Annotated in this window: 21 protein-coding genes; 9 read left to right on the top strand and 12 right to left on the bottom strand. The window is 74.4% G+C overall.

Going from position 1 to position 21,709, the window contains the following annotated elements; translation table 11 throughout:
• Positions 1–410: 410 nt before the first annotated feature.
• A complete protein-coding gene (locus ABZ457_RS00330; protein ID WP_359152215.1) occupies positions 411–986 on the bottom strand; it encodes a rhodanese-like domain-containing protein in 576 nt (191 codons plus the stop codon).
• Between the two features lie 292 nt (positions 987–1,278).
• Here ABZ457_RS00330 and ABZ457_RS00325 point away from each other — a divergent pair, with 292 nt between their 5' ends.
• The gene (locus tag ABZ457_RS00325) at positions 1,279–1,533 is read left to right on the top strand and encodes a hypothetical protein (protein ID WP_359152213.1); all 255 of its coding nucleotides are present in this window, start codon (positions 1,279–1,281) and stop codon (positions 1,531–1,533) included.
• Between the two features lie 18 nt (positions 1,534–1,551).
• Here the strand turns inward: ABZ457_RS00325 and ABZ457_RS00320 are convergent, their stop codons facing one another.
• Together ABZ457_RS00320 and ABZ457_RS00315 are read right to left on the bottom strand one after the other, a co-directional pair.
• Complete coding sequence (locus ABZ457_RS00320) at positions 1,552–1,854, bottom strand: twin-arginine translocase TatA/TatE family subunit (RefSeq protein WP_359152211.1); 303 nt, start codon at positions 1,852–1,854, stop codon at positions 1,552–1,554.
• Between the two features lie 49 nt (positions 1,855–1,903).
• Positions 1,904–2,479 (bottom strand): TerD family protein, encoded by a 576-nt coding sequence (locus tag ABZ457_RS00315; protein ID WP_359152209.1) that lies wholly within the window; start codon positions 2,477–2,479, stop codon positions 1,904–1,906.
• Positions 2,480–2,692: 213 nt separating this feature from the next.
• Between ABZ457_RS00315 and ABZ457_RS00310 the strand changes: the two genes are divergently transcribed.
• Together ABZ457_RS00310 and ABZ457_RS00305 are read left to right on the top strand one after the other, a co-directional pair.
• Positions 2,693–3,097, top strand: a complete 405-nt coding sequence (locus ABZ457_RS00310) for a BlaI/MecI/CopY family transcriptional regulator (RefSeq protein ID WP_359152207.1) — start codon at positions 2,693–2,695, stop codon at positions 3,095–3,097.
• A 4-nt stretch (positions 3,098–3,101) separates the two neighbouring features.
• The gene (locus tag ABZ457_RS00305; protein WP_359152205.1) at positions 3,102–4,046 is read left to right on the top strand and encodes a M56 family metallopeptidase; all 945 of its coding nucleotides are present in this window, start codon (positions 3,102–3,104) and stop codon (positions 4,044–4,046) included.
• Between the two features lie 151 nt (positions 4,047–4,197).
• Here the strand turns inward: ABZ457_RS00305 and ABZ457_RS00300 are convergent, their stop codons facing one another.
• The 3 genes from ABZ457_RS00300 to ABZ457_RS00290 form a co-directional block, all read right to left on the bottom strand.
• Entirely contained in the window at positions 4,198–4,653 is a 456-nt protein-coding gene (locus ABZ457_RS00300) for a TerB family tellurite resistance protein (protein ID WP_359152203.1), read from the bottom strand.
• A gap of 136 nt (positions 4,654–4,789) precedes the next feature.
• Entirely contained in the window at positions 4,790–5,836 is a 1,047-nt protein-coding gene (locus tag ABZ457_RS00295) for a sporulation protein (protein WP_359152201.1), read from the bottom strand.
• Positions 5,837–5,906: 70 nt separating this feature from the next.
• On the bottom strand, positions 5,907–6,125 hold the full coding sequence (locus ABZ457_RS00290) for a hypothetical protein (RefSeq protein WP_359152199.1): 219 nt from the start codon (positions 6,123–6,125) through the stop codon (positions 5,907–5,909).
• Between the two features lie 375 nt (positions 6,126–6,500).
• On the opposite strand from ABZ457_RS00290, the gene ABZ457_RS00285 reads away from it, so the two are divergent.
• The 4 genes from ABZ457_RS00285 (at position 6,501) to ABZ457_RS00270 (ending at position 11,411) form a co-directional block, all read left to right on the top strand.
• A complete protein-coding gene (locus tag ABZ457_RS00285) occupies positions 6,501–7,835 on the top strand; it encodes a hemolysin family protein (RefSeq protein WP_359152197.1) in 1,335 nt (444 codons plus the stop codon).
• Positions 7,832–8,854, top strand: a complete 1,023-nt coding sequence (locus ABZ457_RS00280; RefSeq protein ID WP_359152195.1) for a hemolysin family protein — start codon at positions 7,832–7,834, stop codon at positions 8,852–8,854. Before ABZ457_RS00285 ends, ABZ457_RS00280 begins: the two co-directional genes overlap by 4 nt.
• A 209-nt stretch (positions 8,855–9,063) precedes the next feature.
• Positions 9,064–10,392 carry a hemolysin family protein gene (locus tag ABZ457_RS00275; RefSeq protein ID WP_359152193.1) on the top strand — a complete coding sequence of 443 codons (1,329 nt, stop codon included), beginning with the start codon at positions 9,064–9,066 and terminating at the stop codon, positions 10,390–10,392.
• Entirely contained in the window at positions 10,389–11,411 is a 1,023-nt protein-coding gene (locus tag ABZ457_RS00270) for a hemolysin family protein (protein WP_359152191.1), read from the top strand. The genes ABZ457_RS00275 and ABZ457_RS00270 overlap by 4 nt, the downstream gene beginning before the upstream one ends.
• 112 nt (positions 11,412–11,523) lie before the next feature.
• Here the strand turns inward: ABZ457_RS00270 and ABZ457_RS00265 are convergent, their stop codons facing one another.
• The 6 genes from ABZ457_RS00265 to ABZ457_RS00240 form a co-directional block, all read right to left on the bottom strand.
• Positions 11,524–12,141 (bottom strand): hypothetical protein, encoded by a 618-nt coding sequence (locus tag ABZ457_RS00265; protein ID WP_359152189.1) that lies wholly within the window; start codon positions 12,139–12,141, stop codon positions 11,524–11,526.
• A 34-nt stretch (positions 12,142–12,175) separates the two neighbouring features.
• Complete coding sequence (locus ABZ457_RS00260) at positions 12,176–13,735, bottom strand: TIR domain-containing protein (RefSeq protein WP_359152668.1); 1,560 nt, start codon at positions 13,733–13,735, stop codon at positions 12,176–12,178.
• Between the two features lie 186 nt (positions 13,736–13,921).
• On the bottom strand, positions 13,922–14,749 hold the full coding sequence (locus ABZ457_RS00255) for a hypothetical protein (RefSeq protein WP_359152187.1): 828 nt from the start codon (positions 14,747–14,749) through the stop codon (positions 13,922–13,924).
• A gap of 160 nt (positions 14,750–14,909) precedes the next feature.
• A complete protein-coding gene (locus ABZ457_RS00250; protein ID WP_359152185.1) occupies positions 14,910–16,178 on the bottom strand; it encodes a GNAT family N-acetyltransferase in 1,269 nt (422 codons plus the stop codon).
• Between the two features lie 110 nt (positions 16,179–16,288).
• Positions 16,289–16,942 (bottom strand): fasciclin domain-containing protein, encoded by a 654-nt coding sequence (locus ABZ457_RS00245; RefSeq protein WP_359152182.1) that lies wholly within the window; start codon positions 16,940–16,942, stop codon positions 16,289–16,291.
• 306 nt (positions 16,943–17,248) lie between these two features.
• A complete protein-coding gene (locus ABZ457_RS00240; RefSeq protein ID WP_359152180.1) occupies positions 17,249–18,721 on the bottom strand; it encodes a short-chain fatty acyl-CoA regulator family protein in 1,473 nt (490 codons plus the stop codon).
• 299 nt (positions 18,722–19,020) lie between these two features.
• Between ABZ457_RS00240 and ABZ457_RS00235 the strand changes: the two genes are divergently transcribed.
• Together ABZ457_RS00235 and prpB are read left to right on the top strand one after the other, a co-directional pair.
• Positions 19,021–20,742 (top strand): MmgE/PrpD family protein, encoded by a 1,722-nt coding sequence (locus ABZ457_RS00235; protein ID WP_359152178.1) that lies wholly within the window; start codon positions 19,021–19,023, stop codon positions 20,740–20,742.
• A gap of 2 nt (positions 20,743–20,744) precedes the next feature.
• Positions 20,745–21,650 carry a methylisocitrate lyase gene (gene prpB / locus ABZ457_RS00230; protein WP_359152666.1) on the top strand — a complete coding sequence of 302 codons (906 nt, stop codon included), beginning with the start codon at positions 20,745–20,747 and terminating at the stop codon, positions 21,648–21,650.
• The last annotated feature ends 59 nt before the right edge of the window (positions 21,651–21,709 follow it).

The raw sequence follows: 21,709 nt of genomic DNA, 5'->3' as shown, positions 1-21,709 counted from the left end.
GGCCCGGGGCCTGACCGGCCCGGTGCGTGGGCCGCGCCCCTGACCGGCCCCCGGCACGCAGGCCCGCCCGGGCCCACCCCGGGCGCCTCGCCCCGGCGGCCACGCCCGGACCGGGCGCGGCGGCCCGCCCCGGGTGCCTGACCGCCTCGGGTGTGAACGGGGCCCGCGGGCCGCAAGCCGTGCTGGGCGTGGGCGGGCCACGCAAGCCGGCCCGGCCCGCCCGGGTCCGGCGCACCCCGGGCGCGCCCGGGGTGGACCGGGTCCGCCGCACGCCGGCCCGGTCGGCCCCGGGCCCGCAAGCCGCACCGGGCGTGGGCCGGGTCCGCACGTTGGCCGGGGCGCCCGCCCCACTCCGCAGACCGCGCCGGGCGGGGCCGGGCTCTGGGTTGGCCCGGGCCCGGGCCAACGGGTCAGCGCGGCTCGTCGGCGTTCAGCGCGTCGAGGGTGGCGTCGAGGTCCTCCCGGCGGGGGCGGTTGTGCGGGAGCTTCGCGAGGACCGCGGCCATCCCGCAGGTGTCGGTGACCGCCGAGAACACCAGCCCGGACCCGATGGCTGCGGACAGCAGCCGCGCCCGCGGCGCGCGCCGCCCGAGTGCCAGCCCGAGCAGGACCAGCGACCCGGCGGCGAACCGGACCTGCCGCTCCATCGCCCAGCCCGCCGCCCGCCCCCGCGGGCGGTCCAGCGGGTGGCCCTCCTCGGCCCACGCCGTCGTACCGCCGGCCAGCGAGGTGGCCGGGATGTCGGCCGCCGCCAACTCCGCGCACGCGCTGGCCGAACGCTGCCCCGACGCGCACACCACGAGCAGGTCCCCACGGGCCGCGGCGGCCTTCAGCGCGGGCAGGGCGGTGTGCAGATGGTCGAGCGGAATGTTGTGCGCGCCGGGAACATGCCCCGCGGCGTACTCGCCCGGGGTGCGGACGTCCACCACCGTGTAACGGGGGAGACGCGCGGCGACCTGCACGGGGTCGGTGACGGGGGTGGTCATACGGGGTTCCTCCTGCGGGGCGGCACGGGCGGACGACCGCGTCCGGTCCGCGTGCGGCCTCTCGGGCCGGCGTTCCGGACCCGCGGTCCCACCCCGAGGCTAGAACACCGCCGGGGGTGACCGGAGCGGAGTGCGCCGGAGGCCCGGTTGCCGGGTTCCGGCAGGTCGGGTGGGTGGGTCGCTGCCGGTCCGGGGGCTGATGCCTGCCCGTTCTCCGCCGCTACCGTGGAAGCCGGGCGGCCGGTACTGCCGGGACCTGGCAGGGGCCGTCGGGAGCGAGAGGGAGGATCGCGTGGGGAACCGTCATGAGCCCGTCATCAGGCGAAGCCGGTGGGGGACGAGCAACTACGAGTTCAACCCGAACAATCCGGTCGGGCTGGCGCTCACCGTGGTGGTGGTCGTGGTGGTCGGCATCGCGATGATCCTGATGGCGACCCGGTCCGGGCCGTTCGCCCACCCCGAGGCGGAGCCCACGCGCGGCCCGTCCCAGTCGGTGTACGAGGATCCGTGGACCGGGACGGGACCGGAGGACGACCCGACGCCCTGAGGCGCCGGTCGTCGGGTGTCAGGTGCCCGGCGGGGGCGGGACCGGGCCGGTGACCGTCTCGCCCCGGATGACGCGCGGGCCGGCCGCCGGCGCACCGGGGTCGTGGGCGGCCGGGCCCGGGGCCGGGGTCGCGGTGCCGTGGGCCGCCGGCGGACCGGCGGCCGGGGCTCCGGCGGCGTCCTGCCCCTTCATCGCCCGCGCCTCGCTCTTGAGGATGCGCGCCGCCTTGCCCGCGTTGCGGGCGAGCTCGGGGAGCTTCTTCGCGCCGAACACGATGAGGAGCACGATCAGGAGTATCGCGAGCTCGCTGAGTCCGAACACCGGCTTCCGCTCTCGTCAGGGGGTGGGTCGTGCGGGGCGGGGCGGGCGGTCAGACGTTGACGCCGAAGTCCTGCGCGATACCGCGCAGACCCGAGGCGTAACCCTGGCCCACCGCGCGGAACTTCCACTCCGCGCCGTGGCGGTACAGCTCGCCGAAGACCATCGCGGTCTCGGTGGAGGCGTCCTCGGAGAGGTCGTAACGGGCCAGCTCCGCACCGCCGGTCTGGTTGACGACCCGGATGAACGCGTTCCGCACCTGGCCGAAGGACTGGCCGCGCGCGTCCGCGTCATGGATCGAGACCGGGAAGACGATCCGGGTGATCTCGGCGGGCACCGCGGCGAGGTTGACCTTGACCGACTCGTCGTCGCCGTCGCCCTCACCGGTGAGGTTGTCGCCGGTGTGCTCCACCGAACCGTCCGGGCTCTTCAGGTTGTTGTAGAAGACGAAGTGGCTGTCGGAGACGACCTTGCCGCTCGCGTTCAGCAGCAGGGCGCTGGCGTCGAGGTCGAAGTCCGCGCCGGAGGTGGTCCGTACGTCCCAGCCGAGGCCGACCTCGACCGCGGTGAGGCCCGGGGCCTCCTTGCTCAGCGAAACGTTGCCGCCCTTGCCGAGGCTGACACCCATGGTGATTCCCCTTCCCCGTTGCTTCCCGTGCTGCTTCCCCGTGTGCGCTCGTGCGCGAAAAAAATCTACATCACTGTAGAAGGCCGGTGGGGTCATCGGGAAGACCGCTCCGGTACCGGCCCCTGCGTACGATGGACCGTTCCGGCGTACGGGCGCGAGGGCGCAGGGGCGGCGGTCACCGGCACGGCGGGCGCACGGACGGAGGGATACGGCATGACGGGCCAGAACCAGGGTGGAGTCTCCCCGCAGCCCCGGCGCCGGGGTCAGGGGGAGCTGGAGGGGCAGGTGCTCGCCGCCCTGCGCCGCGCCCCGGGTCCGGTCAACGCCGCCTGGGTGCAGGAACGCCTCGGGGGCGGCCTCGCCTACACCACCGTCATCACGATCCTGACCCGGCTGCACGCCAAGGGGGCGGTCTCCCGCGAGCGGGCCGGGCGCTCCTTCCAGTGGACGCCGACCGCCGACGAGGCCGGGCTCGCCGCCCTGCGGATGCGCCGGATGCTCGACGCGGAGGCGGACCGGGAAGCGGTGCTCGCCAGCTTCGTGACCGCCCTGCCGCCCGGCGACGAGCAGTTGCTCCGGGAACTGCTGGCCCACGCGGCGGACGACGGGGAAGACTGACCGCATGGGGGTCTTCGTCTTCCTGCCGCTCGTACTGCCGCTCACCGCCTGGCCGGTCGCCCGCCTCGCCGAACAGCATCTGCATCCGCGGACGGCGACCCGGCTGCTGGCCGCCGTGGCCGGTGTCCTCGCACTGTGCAGCACCCTCTGCCTGGCCCTGCTGGTCGTCGTCGGCACCGCCCAACTCCCCGGCAACCCGCTCCCCGACGGCTGGTCGGACCCCGAGGTGCGCGCGGCGGTCCCGTACGACGAGGTCGCGGGCAAGGCCGCCATCCCCGCCCTGGCGGGCGTGCTGCTGTGCTGCGCCCATGTGGCCCGGCGGCATGGGCGGGTGCGCCGCCGTGCCGCGCGGGCGCTGGCCGGGCTGCCGCCGAGGCCGGTGGCGGTGCTGCCGGACCGGACCCCGTACGCGTACGCGCTGCCCGGCGGGCCGCGCGGCGGGCGGGTGGTGGTCACCAGCGGGATGCTGGCCGCGCTGGACGGGCCGGAGCGGCGGGCGCTGTTCGCGCACGAGCGGGCGCATCTGGCGGGGCGTCACCACCGCTTCCTGCTGACCGTGCAGCTCGCCGCCCGCGCCAACCCCTTTCTGCGGCCGCTGCGCACCGCGGTCGCCTACACCGCGGAGCGGTGGGCCGACGAGGAGGCCGCGGCGGCCGTCGGCAGCCGCCGGGCGGTGGCCCGGGCGATCGGCAAGGCGGGGCTGGTCTCCCGGGGCGCGCCCGTCGCGACGCTCGCCGGCTTCGCCGGTTTCGCGGCGGCGGGCCCGGTGCCCCGCCGGGTGGCCGCCCTGCTCGGGCCGCCGCCGGCGGTACGGGTGTGGCCGCCGCTCTCCACCACGGTGGGGCTCGCGGTGTGGGGTGCGGCGGCCGGGGCGACGATCTCGGCGGCCTCGTCGGCCAACTCCGCCGTCACGCTGTACTTCATCCTCAAGGCGGCCACACCGCTCTGAGGGGGCTGGCGGGGCCGGGCTGCGCCGGGCCGGGCTCGCTTCGGGACCGGCCGCCGGGACCGGGGCGGCCCCGCGCCGGGCCGGGCTCGCCCCGGGGCGCGAACCGGGACCCGCCGGCCCGGGGGCGGCCCGGCGGACCGCCCCGGGGCCTTCAGAGGTCGAACTCGTGCGGCGGCAGGTCGAGGGTGTAGCAGGCCTCGCGCACCACCGCCTGCTCGGTCTTGTCGAAGTCGCCGTCCGCGCCGCCGATGACGATGCCGATCTGGATCACGGCCCGCGCCTCGGCGGGCTTCTTCTTCGCCTTGGCGATCTCCTGCATCACGCTGACCTTGCCGAAGTCGAAGTCGGCCACCAGCTTGTCCAGGTTGGCGTCGAAGCGCCGCTGGAGGTCGTCGGCGGGGAAGTTCTGCAGGACCTCGTTGGTGGCGATCAACTGGGCCACCCGGCGCCGCTCCGAGGGGTCGACCGTGCCGTCGGCGGCGGCCACCAGAGCGCACATCGCCATCGACGCGTCGCGGAAGGCGCCGCTCTTCAGGTCGTTCTTCTTCGCCACGAGCTGGGTCTGCATCGTCGATGCGGATTCCTTGATGCGGTCCCACAGGGCCATGAGAAGTCTCCGTTGTGTCGGGGGTCCGTCCGTGCCGCCCGGGGGAGCGGCACGGACGGGGTTTCTTCTACAGTGCTGTAGAAGTTATCAGGAGGGGGCGGGGGAGATGCGGGCGCCTCGGCCCTCCCCGCTCTCGTCAGCCCTCCTCGTCCTCCTCGTCGCCCTCGAAGAAGTCGCCCACCTCGTCGACGACTTCGGCCGCGACCAGCCCGCCGGCGACGCCGACCGCGAGGCCCGCGGCCCCGGCGGCGACCGCGGTCCCCATCCCCGGCCCGGACCGGTGCCCGTGCGCGTCCTTCGACCCGTGGTGGTCGTGGTGCGCGTGGTCACCGTGGTGGCCGTCGCCGTGGTGGCCGTGGCCGTACGGGGCGTGGGCCCCGGCCCCGTACGGCGCGTGCGTCCCGTACGCGGCGCGGTGCTCGACCAGCCGGCGCACCCAGCCGTCCACCTCGGCGTCCCAGTCGGTGTGCTCGGTGCCGTACTGGCTCACCGTGAAGCGGGTCACCGTGTCATGGCCCTCCGTCAGCAGGCCGCCGCGCTTGTCGGCCTCCAGGACGACCTCGACGGCGCCCGGGGTGGCGAGGAAGGTCACCTCGATCTCGTTCACCGCGTGGGCGTACCGCGGTGAGGGCGTCAGCTCGATCTCCTGGTAGAAGGGCAGCTGCTGGCCGGTGCCGCCGATCCGGCCGTACTCCAGGTCCGCCGAGCGGAAGCCGAAGCCCGCGCGGCCGAACGCCTCCAGGACCGCTTCCTGGACCGGCAGCGGCCGCACGGCGAGGGCGTCCAGGTCGCCCTTGTCCCGGGCCCCGGCGATGCCGAGTTCGGTGCGGACGCCGAGGACGATGCCGAGCGGCTGGCCGTGCAGTTCGCTGACCGGCGTCTCCCACGGCAGCGCGACCGTGAACGGCACCGCCCGCTCCTCCTTGGCGCCGAGGCGGAACCCGCCCCCGACCGTGAAGCGCTCGAACGGGACCGCGCCGTCCTGCTCCCCGTGCTCGGTCTCCGCCTCCACGCGGGCGACCAGTTCGAGCGTGATGTGCTCGATCTCGACGTCGGCGCCGCCGCCTCTGAGGCGCACCTCGCCGGTGAGGTCCCCGCCGGGCGGCACCGCGCCGGGGGGCAGGACCGTGTCGACCTCGGGGCCGCCGACGCCGAACGCGCCGAGCAGGCGTGTGAACACCATCGTGGCGTTCTCTCCTTCGTGATCCTTGCGATTCCAGCGGCCGGACGCCCCGGTGCGGGGCGTCCGGGTCCTACTTGGCGGCTTCCAGGGCGGCGAGCGCCTGGGCCCAGCGGACGTACTTCAGCTCGGCCAGGTCGGCGACGGTCTTCACGCCGAACGCCTGGGCGAGCAGTTCGCCGTCGCGGTCGGACACGCCCTTCAGGGCGGCCACGGGAGCCGCCAGCACCTCGGCGAGCGGCTTGTCCGCCCATGCCTTGTCCAGCACCTTGCCCAGATCGATCGCCGTCACGGCGTCCTCCTGCGGGAGTCGGAATCCTGGTACGCGCACCCCTCCGGGCGGACGGGTGCGCGGCAGCTTCTACATGCATGTAGAAGAATAGGGTGAGGGGGTCGTCACCGAAGGTGATTACCGGCCATTTATAGAAGAGTCCGGAAATCGACCATCCCGGTCCGCCTCCGGGCACCGCGTGCCGCCGATCGTGGGCAAGCACACCCATCGGATCCGTTTGCCATTCCTTTACAGTGACTGTAGAAGCCCGCGCCCGCGGCGCTTCGCCATCTCCCTGAAGAGAAGGAGCGACGGACCCCCGATGGGTGAACCTCCCAGTACCGGCCGTGCCACCACCCGCAGACGCCACCGGCGTGAGGGAGCGGGGGTGGCACGGTGACAGAGATCCTGCTGCTCCTGCTGGCCCTGGCGCTCACGCTCGCCTGCGCGGTGTTCGTGGCCGCCGAGTTCTCGCTGACCACCGTCGAGCGCGGCGAGCTGGAACGCGCCGCCGCCTCCGGTGAACGCGGCGCCGAGAGCGCCCTCGCCGCCGTGCGCCGGCTGACCTTCCAGCTCTCCGGCGCCCAGCTCGGCATCACCGTGACCTCGCTGGTCATCGGCATGCTCGCGGAACCCTCCATCGCCGCCCTGCTGCGCGGGCCGCTGCGCGACCTCGGACTCGGCGGGGCCGCGTCCGGCGTGGCCACCGTCCTCGGTGTGGTCCTCTCCACCGTGGTCCTCATGGTGATCGGCGAGCTGGTCCCCAAGAACTGGGCCATCTCCCGTCCGCTCGCCGTCGCCAAGGTGGTCGCCACCCCCCAGCGGGCGTTCACCGGGGCCTTCGGCCCGTTCATCCGCCACCTCAACAGCACCGCGAACCGGTTCGTCCGCCGCTTCGGCCTGGAGCCCGCCGAGGAGCTGGCCTCGGCCCGCACCCCGGAGGAACTGGTCGCCCTCGCCGAGCACTCCGCCCGCGAGGGCGCCATCGAGCAGGACTCGGCCGAGCTGTTCGTGAAGAGCCTCCACCTGTCCGAGCTGACCGCCGAGAACGTGATGACCCCGCGCGTGGACGTCATCGCGCTGGAGGCGCACGCCACGGCCGCCGACGCGGCGAACCTCACCCTCGCCACCGGGCTCTCCCGCTTCCCCGTCTACCGCGACACCCTGGACGAGGTCGTCGGCACGGTCCACATCCGCGACGTGCTGGCCCTCGCCCCCGAGCGGCGGCCCGCCACCCCCGTGCTCTCCCTCGCCACCGCCCCCCTGGTGGTCCCGGACAGCCTCCCCGCCGACCGGCTGCTGGAGCGCATGCGCGCCGAGCACACCATGGCCGTGGTCATCGACGAGTACGGCGGCACCGCCGGCGTCGCCACCGTGGAGGACATCGTCGAGGAGGTCGTCGGCGAGGTCCGCGACGAGCACGACCCGCTGGAGATCCCCGACCTGCTGCCCGCGCCGGCCGCCGACGACGGCCGCACCGCGTGGGAGGCGGGCGGCGGCGTCCGCATCGACCAGCTCCTCGGCATAGGACTCGTCGCGCCGGACGGCCCCTACGAGACGGTGGCCGGTCTGATCGCCACCACCCTGGCCCGCATCCCCGTCGAAGGGGACTCCGTCGAGGTGGCCGGCTGGCGCCTCGACGTCCTCGACGTCGAGCACCACCGCGCCGACCGGGTGCTCATCAGCCGGCCCGCCCGGCTGATCCAGCAGGACCTGGAGGAAGCCCGGTGACCACGCTCCAACTGATCATCGGCGGCCTGACACTGCTGACCAACGCCTTCTTCGTCGGCGCCGAGTTCGCCCTGATCTCGGTCCGCCGCAGCCAGATCGAACCGGCCGCCCGGGCGGGGAACAAGCGCGCCCGCAGCACCCTGTGGGGGCTGGAGCACCTCTCCCAGCTGATGGCCACCGCCCAGCTCGGCATCACGGTGTCCTCCCTGGTCCTCGGCGCGGTCGCCGAACCGGCCATCGCGCACCTGCTGGAACCGGCCTTCGAGGCCGTCCACATGCCCGGCTTCCTGGTCCACCCGATCGCCTTCGCCATCGCGCTGACCGCGGCCACCTACGCGCACATGCTGATCGGCGAGATGGTGCCCAAGAACATCGCCCTCGCCGCGCCCGCGCAGACCGCGCTGGCGCTCGGCCCGGCCCTGGTCGCGGTGACCCGCGCGCTGCGGCCGGTGATCTTCTCCATCAACGCCTTCGCCAACCTGCTGCTCCGCCTGCTGAAGGTGGAGCCCAAGAACGAGGTGGAGTCGGTCTTCACCGACGACGAACTCGCCCGGATGGTCGACGACTCCAGCGAGGCCGGACTGCTCACCCCCGCCGACGGCGAGCGGCTGCGCGACGCGCTGGAGCTGGGCACCCGCCCGGTCGGCGAGATCCTGGTGCCCGCGGCCCGGATGCACACCGTGGACCACACGGTCACCCCCGCCGGCCTGGAGCGGGCCGCGGCCGCGGCCAAGTTCTCCCGCTTCCCGGTCATCGGCCCGAGCGGCACGGTCCTCGGCTATCTGCACATCAAGGACACCCTCGGGGTCACCGACCGCGACCGGCCGTTCCCGCGGACCGCGCTGCACCCGGTCACCCGCGTCCGGATAGACACGCCGCTCGACGACACCCTCACCGCGCTCCGCACGGACGGCAGCCACCTGGCCGCCGTCACCGGGGCGAGCGGCACGGTCATCGGCTACGTGACCATGGAGGACGTCCTCGGCGAACTCGTCGGCCCCGCGGCCGGCGCCCGGTGACGCCCGTCCGGCCGCGCCGCCCGGTGACGCGGCCGTCCCCCGGCGGCGCCGCCCGGTGACGCGGCCCCTCCCCTCCCTCCCCCTTCCGCACCACGCCTCCCGAAGGAGCACCCCTTGTCCGCCAGAGTGACGGACCCGCGCCCGCGGGCCCGCCGCGCGCCCCGCCCGCACCTGCCGCCCCGCCCGCAGCTCCCCGAGGGGCGCCGCCGGTGAACGCCGTTCTCGGCCTGCTGGCCGTCCTCGTGCTGACCGCCGGCACCGGCTACTTCGTCGCGCAGGAGTTCGCGTACGTGGCCGCCGACCGCCTCGCCCTCGCCCGCGAGGCCGAGGCCGGCGACAAGCGGGCCGCCCGCGCACTCAAGGTGCTGGAGCGCCTGTCGTTCATGCTCTCCGGCGCCCAGCTGGGCATCACCGTCACCGGACTGGTGGTCGGCTTCCTCGCCGAGCCGTCCGTCTCCGCGCTGCTGCGGCCCGTGCTGGAGGGCATCGGCCTGCCCGGGGGAGCCGTCTCCGCGGTCTCCGTCGTGCTCGCCTTCGTCCTCGCCACCGTCATCCAGATGGTGCTCGGCGAACTGGCGCCCAAGAACCTCGCCCTCGCCGTGCCCGAGCGGCTGGCCAAGAGCCTGGCCGCGTCCACCCTCGTCTACCTCAAGGTCGTCGGGCCGGTGGTGCACGTCTTCGACGGGGCGGCCAACCGGCTGCTGCGCAGGGTCGGCATCGAGCCCGTGGAGGAACTGCACCACGGCGCCACCCTGGAGGAGCTCAGCCATCTGATCGGCGAGTCCCGTGAGCAGGGCCACCTCCCGCCCGACACCGCCGAACTCCTCGACCACGCGGTGGAGTTCTCCGAGCGCACCCTCGGCGAGGTGATGGTCCCCCGGGCCGACGCCGTCTTCGTCCACCGGGACGCGACGGCCGCCGCCGCGGTCGACCTGATCGCCCGGCACGGCCACTCCACCTACCCGGTCTTCGGCGACCACCCCGACGACGTCGCCGGTGTGGTCGGGGTCCGCGACCTCATGCGGCTGCCCGCCGACCGGCTGGACCACGTCACCGCGGGCGGCGCCGCCCGCCGCCCCCTGCTGCTGCCCGAGACCCTGCCGCTGCCGGACGCCGTGGCGCAGATGCGCGAGCGGGACGACGAGTTCGCCGTCGTCCTCGACGAGCACGGCGGGGTCGCGGGCATCGTCACCTACGAGGACATCGCGGAGGAACTCGTCGGGGACATCGCCGACGAGAGCGACACCGTCGTCGAACTGGCCGTCCCGGACGGGGACGGCTGGCTGGTCGACGCCGGCCGCCGGCTCGACGAGGTCGGCGCCGCCACGGGGATCGAACTGCCCGAGGAGGAGGACTACGACACCGTGGCCGGCCTGGTCATCGACCGGCTCGGCCGCTTCCCGGCCATCGGCGACCGGCTCACCGTGGACGGTGTCGACATCCAAGTCCTCACCCTGGACCGCCATGTTCCCGAGCGGGTGCGCATCGAGCGCACCGCGCCCGTACCGCACGCCGGCGCCGAGGAGGCGCAGTCATGAGTTTCCCGGCAGCCCTCTTCGTCACCGTCCTGCTGCTGATCGGCAGCGGGTTCTTCGTCGCGGCCGAGTTCGCCCTGGTCGCCGCCAAGCGCCACCGCATGGAGAAGGCCGCGGCCGACGGGCAGCGCGGCGCCAAGGCGGCGCTCGCCGGTATGCGCGAGCTGTCCCTGATGCTGGCGGGCGCCCAACTCGGCATCACCGTCTGCACCCTGGGCCTCGGCTCGATCTCCAAGCCGGCCATCTCCCACGAGATCGACCCGCTGCTGGAGAAGCTCGGCCTGCCGAGCGGGCTGAGCTACGGCATCGCCTTCGCCTTCGCCATGGTGGTCGTCGTCTTCCTGCACATGGTCGTCGGCGAGATGGCGCCCAAGTCCTGGGCCATCGCCCACCCCGAGCGCTCGGCGATGCTGCTGACCCCGGCGTTCCGGGCCGTGGTGCGGGTGGTGCGGCCGCTGATCACCCTGCTCAACAAGGTGAGCAACGCGCTGGTGCGGCTCTGCCGGGTCCAGCCCCGGGACGAGCTGACCGCGGTCCACAACCGCGAGCAGCTGACCCATCTGGTCGTGGAGTCCGAGCGGTTGGGGCTGATCAACAAGACCGACTCGGAGCTGATCACCCGCTCCCTCACCGAGCCGCAGACCCCGGTCGTGGAGCTCCAGACCCCGGCGGCGGAGATCGTCACGGTCCCGGCGGACGCCGACCTGGACACCGTCCTCGCGGTCGCGGCGGGCGCTGACCGCTCCCGGCTGCTGGTCCGCGACGGGGACACGGTCGTGGGCTCGGTCCACGCCCGGGACGCCCTCGTCGCCCGCACCCGCGGCCGCACCCTCGACGCCCGCCGCCTGGCCCGCCCGGTGCCGGAGCTGCGCACCACGGACAGCGTGATCCACGCGGTCGAACAACTCCGCCGCAACCGCGCCTCCCTGGCCGTCCTCCGCGACGACTCCGGCCACTTGACGGGCCTGATCAGCCTGGACGACCTGCTGGCCCGGCTGATGGGGCTGGACCGGGCGGCGTAGGGCGGCGGCCCGGGGGGCCGCTCGGGCGGGGGGCCGGGTCCCTCGGGTCTTTGACGATCCGGGGCCCGGCCGGGCGGTCCTCCAGCGGCCGTCAGTGGTCGTCCGGCGGCCGTCAGTGGTCGTCCGGCGGTCCGCCGCCGTGGTCCTCGGCCCCGCGGTGATCCGCCTGTGAGGAGGACAGCAGATCGATCCCGCAGAGGGTCGCGAGCCGCTCGGCGGCCGCCGTGAGCGGAGCGCGGAGGCCGGCCAGCGCCGTGCGCATCTCGCCCGCCCGCTTCCACTGCCGTTCGTGCTCGGCCGCGCCCGTCTCGGGCGGCCGGGCCGCCTCGTGCTCCTGGAGGGCGGGATGCCAGGTGGCCAGGAACGGGCGGAGGTGCTGGTTGGCGAGGCTCGCGGCGACACCCGGCAGCACCAGGGGTCCCGCCGTCTCACCGGCCATCCGGTGCAGCACGTCGCGGCTGGTGCCGAACAGCGAGTACAGCGAGGTGAGCGCCTCCCGCAGCGACCCCTCCTCCGCCGCCAGCGGCTGCACCCCGACCCGGGTGACCAGCTCGACCTGGAGGTCGAACGCGGCGGCCCGCTCGACCGCGCCGGGAGCCGCGACCACGCCCGCCGCGACCACGTCCGCCGGGGCCTCCACCGGGCCGGGCCCGGCCGGCCGTGTCACCGGCACGGCGCGCGGCGGCCCGGCCGGCTGGGCCGGCACCGGTACCAGCGTGTGCAGCAGCATGCGGCGGAGATCCTCCTGCCGCGCGGTGTCGGTGTCATGACGCCGTACCGCCCGGGCGAGGAGCGGGTGCACGGTCCAGGCCCGTTCCGGCCCCGGCCCCGGTCCGGGCCCCGGCACCGGACGCAGCGCTCCGGAGCCGAGCAGTGTCTCCAGTGCCTCGGCGACGATCGGGCCCACCTCCCACGGGGCGTAGGGCCCGACGGTGGCCAGCGCGTTCTCCAGCGTCGGCGGCGACAGCGGAGCCGGGCAGGCGAGGGCGAACAGCCGCAGCAGGTCGTTCGCGGGGAAGGTCCCCGACAGGGGGTGCGACAGCAGCGCCGGCGCCTGCGGGGGACGGTCCGGTGAGCCGGGCGGCGCCGGGGGCCGCCCGGCTCGTCAGGACGTCGGTGCCGGCCGCGTGGAGCCGGTTCCGCAGATGCCCGAAGTCGCTGTCCGCGGCGAGGTCGGCGAGGACGTCAAGGGTCCCCGGATGCCCGTCGACATCGCGGACGAGAGCGGAGGCGGCGGCCCGTTCCAGCTCGTCCTGCGGGGCGCGCCGGGAGGTGAGCAGCCGGAAGCCGTCCTGGTCGTTGAGCGGGGGGAGGTCGACGGGCTCCGCGAAGGAGGCGTAGCGCAGCGACCGTGTGGTGATCAGGGTGGCGGTGAGCAGGTGCGGCCCGCGCAGCAGGTGCAGGAGGTTGCCCGGCAGGCCGTCGGGCACGCCGTCGACCACCCAGAGGCAGGGCGCGTTGCGCTCCCCCAGGGCCACCGCGAGATGGCTCAGCCGACCGGGCAGCGAGGCGGTGGGGGCGTCCAGCCGGAGCGCGGAGAGCACGGTGCCGACCTGCTCGGCGTAGGCGTCCATCACGTCCGCCGGCCCGGACTCCGCGCAGTGGTGCAGATCGAACCAGAAGATCCCGCCCGGGAACGCGGAGCCGAGGTGGAGCGCGTACTCCTGGGCGAGCAGGCTCTTGCCGATGCCCGGCATACCGCGCAGTTGCGCCGCCCGCCCCGCTCCCGACTGGGCGACGAGCGGGGCACGGTGGCGGTGCAGGGCGGTGTGGACGCGCCACTGCTCCGCGAGCCGCCCGGTGAACCGGACCGATCCGGTGCGGGCGGGGGCGGGCAGCCACGGCACCGACGGAACGTGGGTGTGGTCGCCCATGGGTGTCGTGACGGCGTCGGCATGGGCGGCGACCCGCCCGGCGAGCCGTGCGACGGCTTCCCGCGTGGTGGGCCACGGCCAGTGCCGCGCGTCCCGCAGTTCCACGGGGTGGACGTGATCGGCGGTCTCCTCCGGGTTGACCACCAGGGCCCGGCGCCGCGGGTCGCCCTCGTGCTGCCCGCTGAGGTAGGCGTAGGTCAGCTCCCACTGGCACGCCCGGCGCTGCGGATAGTCGGCCGAGTACACCGCGAGCAGCACCTTGCACCGTGACAGGGCCTCGGTGATCGTGGCGGTGATGGACGAGAAGTCGTCAACGGCCGTGTCGTCGACGAAGACCCTCAGCCCGGCCGCCTCCAGGGCCGGCACCAGCACACCGATCCGTGCCGCGTCGGAGCGGCTGTAGCTCACGAAGACGTCCCACTCGGGCGGGGACGCTTCCCGCGACGTCATGGACACGCCCCCCCTGTCCTTCATCCGACGTGCACTCCGTATCCGGCCGCCACCACGAAAACAGCGGGGGGGGGGGGGCAGGTAGACCTGTCACGCGCACCCGGGGCGCTCGCGACCGTTCGCGGCAGGAGATCGTCACCCGTCCATCATCCGCCAGGTCACGGGCGAGTGCGGCGGGACCTTCCCTCACGCGGACGTGGTGGCCGGCGGCGGCTGCTGGCGGGGGACGGACGGGTCTCCGGGGGAGGCGGGGGACGGGTCCGTGGTCGCCGGGCTCCCGTTCGCGGGGCCTCCGTTCGCCGGGCCCCCGTTCGCCGGGATCGCGGCCTCGGCCGCGCGGCGGAGGTGGCCGGCGGGGTCCGGGATGCGGGCGATCCGGCCCAGGGCGATCACATGGGTGCGCAACCTGCCCTGCAGATCGCGGAGTTCCTCGCGGAACGCCGCGTTCTCCGGCCACTCGGACTCGTCCCGGTCGGGGTAGGCGTCCTCGAAGGACTTCAGCCGGGGGTGCCACTTGGCGAGGAAGGGGGCCAGTTCGACGTTGAGGATGTCGAGGGCCACCTCGTAGACGGAGTTGCCCCCGGCGGGCGGGAGCGGGGCGGCGTCGGACTCCAGCGGCTCGCGGTAGAGGTCGAACAGGGTCTTGAGAGAGGCGAGTGCCTCCCGGAGGTTGCCGTGGTCGTCGTCCAGCGGGCGGGTCGCGATCCGGGTGGCCGCCTGGAAGAACATCCGCTGCGCGGCCTGCCGCATATCGGTCCTGGCCCGGAACGACATCTCGTTGCCCAGCACGATCAGCCGGATGTCGGTCAGTTGCACGTACCGGCGGTACAGCTCGGCGGCGATGGCCACCGCGACCCCGAGGAGGCAGCCGACGACGACCGACAGCCGCTGTCCCCCGGTCTGGCTGATCGCGTACGCCGCGACGCCCACGATCCCGCCGACGATCCCGGCGAGCACGATCACCAGCGCCGTCCGCACGAACCGCGCGGCGCCCTTCCGCTGCCCGTCTTCCACTGCGCTCCCCCTCGGCCGGCGGTCCGTCACCGCCAACTCTGCATGCTCACACAGAAGATCACGCCATGTCAGCTCTGTGGCGAGGTCAGGGGGGCGGAGGAGGCCGGGAGGTGTCCGGCGGGCCAGGGCCGGGGCCACGACGCCCGGCACGGCGCACTGCCTAGAGGCGGGCGAAGCGTTCGGTCTGTTCCGTGAACTCCTGGGTCATCGCGGGGCTGACCGTCGGCTGGGTGGTGCGGATGGTGGCCAGGTAGTCGGCCGTGGTCGGGCGGGAACGGGTGCCGGTGTCGAAGGTGCGCTCGAACTGGGCCTGGGAGACGGTGCGGCCGGCGTGCGCGATGTCGGCCGGGGTGAAGCCCTCGCTGGCGTCCGCGAGGGCCTCGCCGTCGGCCTCGGCGCCGGCCTTGGCGAGGTAGCTCTCCCAGAGCGCGACGCGGGCGACCCGGTCGGGCGGGCCGATGGGCAGGACGTAGTCGAAGCGGCCGTGGCGCAGGAAGGCCGGGTCCAGGATGGTCACGTTGTTGGTGGCGCACACCAGCAGCCGCCCGTCCTGGCCGCGGAAGCGGACGATCGCCTTCAGGAGTTCGTTGACGACGCCGACCGAGGTCGGGTCCGCGCCGCTGCGCGCGGCGGCGACCTCCTCGACCTCGTCGATGAAGACCAGGACGTGGTCGAGCCGGCCGATCTCGTCGAAGCGGCGGCTCAGCCCGGCCGCCAGCCCGTACTCGGCGGCGAGGCGGGCGGGGAACAGCTCCAGGAAGGGCCAGCCCAGGCGGCTGGCGATGGCGTGGGCGAAGGTGCTCTTGCCCGTGCCCGGCGGGCCGAACAGCATGACCGCGCGGGGCGGCTCCACCCCGTGCTGGGAGGCCAGTTCGGGGTGGGCCAGCGGCAGGACCAGCCGGCGCTCGATGATCTCCTTCTCGCGCCGCATCCCGGCCACCTTCTGCCACAGCCCGCCGGGCGGCAGCTCCGCCCCGAGGGAGGAGAGCAGACCGATCGCCTCCGCCGTCACCGGTCCGCGCCGCTCGAAGAAGACCAGGCCCTCGCGGGCCTCGTATCCGCAGTTCAGCAGCGCGGTGGCGCCGGTCTCGCCCTCGGGGAGCACCGCGTGCACCGCCCGGACCCCGCTCGCCAGGAGCCGGTCCTCCAGGGCGGTGACCAGGGCGCTGCCCATGCCCATGTGCCGCCAGGCCGGGGCCATGCAGATCCGCAGGAGCCAGGCCCGGTCGCCCTCGACCCGGCCCACCGCCGCCCCGACCACCTCGTCACCGGACACCGCGACCACCGCCGGATGGGCCGCCTGGAGGGCGGCGACCGCGTCGGAGAGCTGGAAGAGGGGTGGCTCCCCGGTCGTCCCGCTCTCCGTGTCGACCCGGATCACCGCCTCCAGGTCGTCCTGGGTGTACTCCCTGATCAGCCATCCCGCCATGACCGGCTCCGCCCGCTCGACGTCCTCCCATCATCGGCCGCCCGCGCCCCGCCGACGACCGGGGCGCGGGCGGGGGCGGGGGCGGGGGCGGGCCGGGGACCGTCCGGCGGTCAGGACGTCGGCATCAGGACGGTGTCGACGATGTGGACCGTGGCGTTGGCGGTGGGGACGTTGCCGCAGACGACCTTGGAGGAGTCGTTGACGGTGTAGTCCTCGCCGGAGCCCTTGGTGGTGAGGGTGGACTTCTGGAGGGTGTCGTGGGTGCCGTTCTCCAACTGCTCCGGGGCGAGCTTCTCGCCGACCACGTGGTACGTGAGGATGTTGGTCAGCATCTCCTTGTCGGCCAGGACCTTGTCCAGCTCCGCCTTCGGGATCTTGGCGAAGGCGTCGTTGGTCGGCGCGAACACCGTGATGTTCTGGGCGTTGTTGAGGGTGTCGACCAGGCCCGCCTTCTGGACCGCGGTGACCAGGGTGGACAGGGCCGGGTTGTTGGACGCGGCGGTGGCGACCGGGTCCTGGGCCATGCCGTCGAAGGAGCCCGCGCCGTCCTTCGGCACGGACGCGCACGCCGGGCCGAAGGGGCCGTCCATGGGGGCGGAAGTGTCGGCGGTGGGGCTGGCCTTGTCCTCGGCCGGGGCGCCGGTGCTCTTGTCCGCGGCCGCGTCGGAGGAGCTGTCGTCCCCGCCGCAGGCCGTCAGGGCGAGGGGCAGGACCGCGGCGGCGGTCACGGCGACGGCGGCGCGGCGGAAGCGGAAGGCGTTCATGGTGACTCCTGAGTGGTCGGTCGACTGCGTTGAGTGACTGGTGGAGGGTGTGGAACGTCCCGGGAGAGGCGCGGGGCGCGGGGGCCCGGTCACCGTCCGGTCGGGACGTGCCGAGGGGGTCGTCAGGTCACGGTCTTCGCGTGGCACCGGCCGCGCCGGCGCGACGCGGCCGGCGCCGCTGCGGGAACCTCGCGTTGATCGTCACGCCCTCTATTCGGCGCCCCGGCCGCCCCGGATTGGTCCCGGGAAGAAGAAATTCCCGGGCGCCCGGGCGGTGGTGCGCCGCGGGCCCGTTCAGCCCTCCGTTCAGCCCTCCGTGACCACCGGATACGGCACATGGGTGCGCCGGTCCGCGTCGACGGCGAGGAGACCGCCGGCCGGGGGCCGGGCGCGCTGGGCGCAGTCGCGGCGTTCGCAGATACGGCAGCCCAGGCCGATCGGGGTCGCCGCCCGGGGGTCGTCCAGGGCGACGCCCTCGGCGTGCACCAGCCGGTGGGCGTGGCGGAGTTCGCAGCCGAGGGCGACGGCGAACTCGGCGCGCGGGGCCCGGTGCCCGTGCCCGCCCCGGCTCACCGTGCGCGCCACCCAGAAGTAGCGCTTCCCGTCGGGCATCTCGGCGACCTGGGTGAGGGTCCGGCCGGGGGCGGAGAACGCCGCGTACACCGTCCACAGCGGGCAGGTCCCGCCGAGGCGGGAGAAGTGGAAGTCGGTCGCGGACTGCCGTTTGGAGATGTTCCCGGCGCGGTCGACCCGCAGGAAGGAGAACGGCACCCCGCGCCGGCCCGGCCGCTGGAGGGTGCTGAGCCGGTGGCAGATCGTCTCGAAGCCGACGCCGAAGCGGACCTGGAGCAGCTCGATGTCGTAGCGCACCTCCTCGGCCGCGGCGTGGAACGCGGTGTACGGCATGAGCAGCGCCCCGGCGAAGTAGTTCGCCAGCCCGATCCGGGCCAGGCCCGCCGCCTCGGGTGAGGTCGGGTCGGGGGCGTCGCCGACGAGCCGGTCGAGCAGCGGGCCGTGTTCCAGGAAGGCCAGTTGGGTGGCGAGCTGGAAGGCCCGCTGCCCGTCGCTCAGCCAGGGGGAGAGCAGGAGCAGGCCGTGTTCCGCGTCGTAGCGGCGGGTGTCGGCGGTCCGTTCCCGGGCCTGGACCGTGCGTACGCCGTGCCGGTCCGCGAGCCGGGCCGTCAGGGCGTCGACGGTGCGGCCGACGGTGTGGTTCGCCGTGCCGTGGGTGGCGGTGCCGTGGTTCGCGGCGCCCGTGCCGAGGGCCTCGGCCGTGTGCTCGGCCAGCTCGTCGAGGGGGCCGAAGTGGTTGTGGTGCGCGTAGAAGAAGTCCCGTACCTCGTCGTGGGGTTCGGCCGGGGGCAGGGCGGCGGTGTCCTCGGCCGGGGCGAGGGCGGCGACGCGTTCGGCGGCGTCCCGGTAGCGGTGGTGGAGGGCGATGAGGGCCTGCGCGGCCTCGGGGTGGTCGCGGACGATGTCGCCGATCTCGTCGGCGGGCAGCGAGATCCCGCACGCTTCGTCGGCGAGGACGGCCCGCAGCCCGGTGGCGAGGCGTTCCTCACCGGCCTCCGAGAAGAACTCGGGGTCGACGCCGAAGACCTCGGCGATCCGCAGCAGGACGGAGGCGGTGAGGGGGCGGTGGCTGTGCTCGATCTGGTTGAGATAGCTGGTGGAGATGGCCAGCTCCCGGGCCAGCTCCACCTGGTTCATCCCGTGCTCGCGGCGGAGTTTCCGCAGCTTGGCGTGGGCGTAGATCTTGCGGGTGGGGGGACGTCCCATGGTGCTTCACCCGTTCTCATCCGTGGGTCCGGACGGCCTCCGGCTCGCCTGCGGGACCAGCCCGCGGCGGCACGCCTTCTTGCGAACATAGCATTCGCGGATTTCGCAGAATTCGCCGTTTCACAGGGTTTCCGGGGATGGATTCCGCAGGGTGGAGGCGTGGCGGGGACCCCTCGGGGCGGGCAGGCTGCCGGTGAACGCACCACCGAACGCACCACCGAACGCACCGCCACCCCCGCGGCCCGGGCGCCCTCGCGCCGGGCGCGCGGATCCGCCGCCCGCCGCCCCGGAGGAGTCCCGTGATCGACCACCAGGTACGCGTCCGTCCCAGCGCCGACCGGCTGCCCCGCGAGGAGCAGCTCGCGTGGAAGCTGGCCGCCGTCGCGACGGCCACCGAGGAGGCGGCGGCCCTCGATCCGGCGGCGGCCGGGATGGCCGTCAACCGGATCATCGACAACGCGGCGGTGGCGGTGGCCTCGCTGCGGCGCCGGCCGGTCGCGGTGGCCCGCGCCCAGGCCCTCGCGCACATGGTGGGTGGCTACATGTCGTCCGGGCACATGTCGTCCGGGCACATGGGGGCTCGCCACATGGCCGACGCGCACACGTCGGCTGGCCACACGTCGGCCGCGCACATGTGGCCCGGTGACACGGCGCCCGGCGACCCCGTGAGCGCTGACGCGGTGGGGGCCCACGCCACGGACGCCCACGCCACGGACGCCCCCGCCACAGCCGGCCCCGCCCGCCCCGGCGCCTCCGTCTTCGGGAGCGCCGCCCGGGTCTCCCCCGAGTGGGCCGCCTGGGCCAACGGCACTGCCGTACGCGAACTCGACTTCCACGACACCTTCCTGGCCGCCGACTACTCCCACCCCGGCGACAACATCCCGCCCCTGCTCGCCGTCGCCCAGCACACCGGCCGGACCGGCGCCGACCTGCTGCGCGCGATCGTCGCCGCGTACGAGATCCATGTCGCCCTGGTCCGGGGCATCTGCCTGCACGAACACCGCATCGACCATGTCGCCCACCTCAGCGCGGCCACCGCCTGCGGGCTCGGCGCCCTGCTCCGGCTGCCCACCGCGACGGTGTACCAGGCCGTGCAGCAGGCGGTGCACACCACGACCGCGACCCGGCAGTCCCGCAAGGGCGAGATCTCCAGCTGGAAGGCGTACGCCCCGGCCTTCGCGGGCAAGGCCGCGATCGAGGCGGTGGACCGGGCGATGCGCGGCGAGACCTCCCCGTCGCCGATCTACGAGGGGGAGGACGGCTTCCTCGCGTGGATGCTGGACGGCCCCGGCGCCGAGTACACCGTCCGGCTCCCGGAGCCCGGCGAGCCCCGGCGCGCGATCCTCGACACCTACACCAAGGAGCACTCCGCCGAGTACCAGGCCCAGGCGGTGATCGACCTGGCGCGGCGGCTGCGCGAGAAGACCGGGCCGCTGGAGCGGGTGCGGTCCGTGGTGCTGCACACCAGCCACCACACCCACCAGGTCATCGGCTCCGGCGCCAACGACCCGCAGAAGTACGACCCCGCCGCCAGCCGGGAGACCCTGGACCACTCGGTGCCGTACATCCTCGCCGTCGCCCTGGAGGACGGCGTCTGGCACCACGAGCGCTCCTACGCCCCCGAGCGCGCCCGCCGCCCGGAGACCGTGGCGCTGTGGCGGAAGGTGAGCACCGTCGAGGACCCGGAGTGGACCCGCCGCTACCACGACCCGGACCCGGAGCGCCGGGCCTTCGGAGGGCGGGCCGTGGTCACCCTGGAGGACGGCTCGGTGATCGAGGACGAACTCGGCGTCGCCGACGCGCACCCGGCCGGGGCCCGCCCCTTCGACCGGGCCGCCTACACGGCCAAGTTCCGCGCCCTGGCCGAGGGCGTCGTCGCCCCGGACGCGCAGGACCGCTTCCTGGCGGCGGCGGAGCGGGTCGCGGAGCTGAGCACCGGCGGGCTGGACGGGCTGTTCCCGGCCGTCCCCGCCGAGGTGCCGGCCGCGTACGACGCGACCCTCCCGAAGGGGCTGTTCTGATGGTGCTCCACACCCGGACCACACCCGTCGAGCGGCGGCGCGCCTTCCGGGCGGCCCTCGCCTCGGGGCGGCTGCTCCGGATGCCCGGCGCGGTCAACCCGTACTCGGCCCGGCTGATCGAGGAGGCCGGGTTCGAGGCCGCGTACCTCTCCGGGGCCGTGCTCGCCGCCGACCTCGGGCTGCCGGACATCGGTCTGACCACCGCCACCGAGGTCGCGGCCCGCGCCCAGCAGACCACCCGGGTCACCGGTCTGCCCGTGCTGATCGATGCCGACACCGGCTTCGGCGAGCCCCTGAACGCCGCCCGGACCGTGCAGTTGATGGAGGACGCGGGCCTGGCCGGGCTCCATCTGGAGGACCAGGTCACCCCCAAGCGCTGCGGCCACCTCGACGGCAAGTCCGTCGTCCCGCGCGAGGAGATGACCCGCCGGATCCGGGCCGCCGCCGACGCCCGCCGGGACCCGGACTTCCTGCTGATGGCCCGCACCGACGCCCGCGCGGTGGAGGGCCTCGCGGCGGCGATCGACCGCGCCAAGGCGTATGTGGACGCGGGAGCCGACGCGGTCTTCCCCGAAGCCCTCGCCGGTGAGGCCGAGTTCGCGGCCTTCCGCGAGGCCCTCGACGTACCCCTGCTCGCCAATATGACCGAGTTCGGCAAGGGGCCGCTGCTGGACGCGCGCACCCTGGAGGACCTGGGCTACAACATCGCCCTCTACCCCGTCACTCTCTTCCGCCTCGCGATGGGCGCGGTCGAGGACGGCCTGCGCACCCTCGCCGAGGACGGCACCCAACGGGCCCTGCTGGAAAGGATGCAGACCCGCTCCCGGCTCTACGAGGTCCTCGGCTACGAGCAGTACACGGCCTTCGACGCGGCCGTCTTCGACTTCACCCTTCCGCCCGGTACCTGACCACCGGAGGCACCCGCCGGTACCTGACCACCGGAGGCACCCGCCCGGTACCTGACCAC

The sequence above is a fragment of the Streptomyces sp. NPDC005805 genome, from assembly GCF_040630445.1.
Taxonomy (GTDB): Bacteria; Actinomycetota; Actinomycetes; order Streptomycetales; family Streptomycetaceae; genus Streptomyces.
The sequence above is the reverse complement of the archived record's forward strand: the minus strand, read 5'-3'. Positions and strand labels throughout refer to the sequence as shown.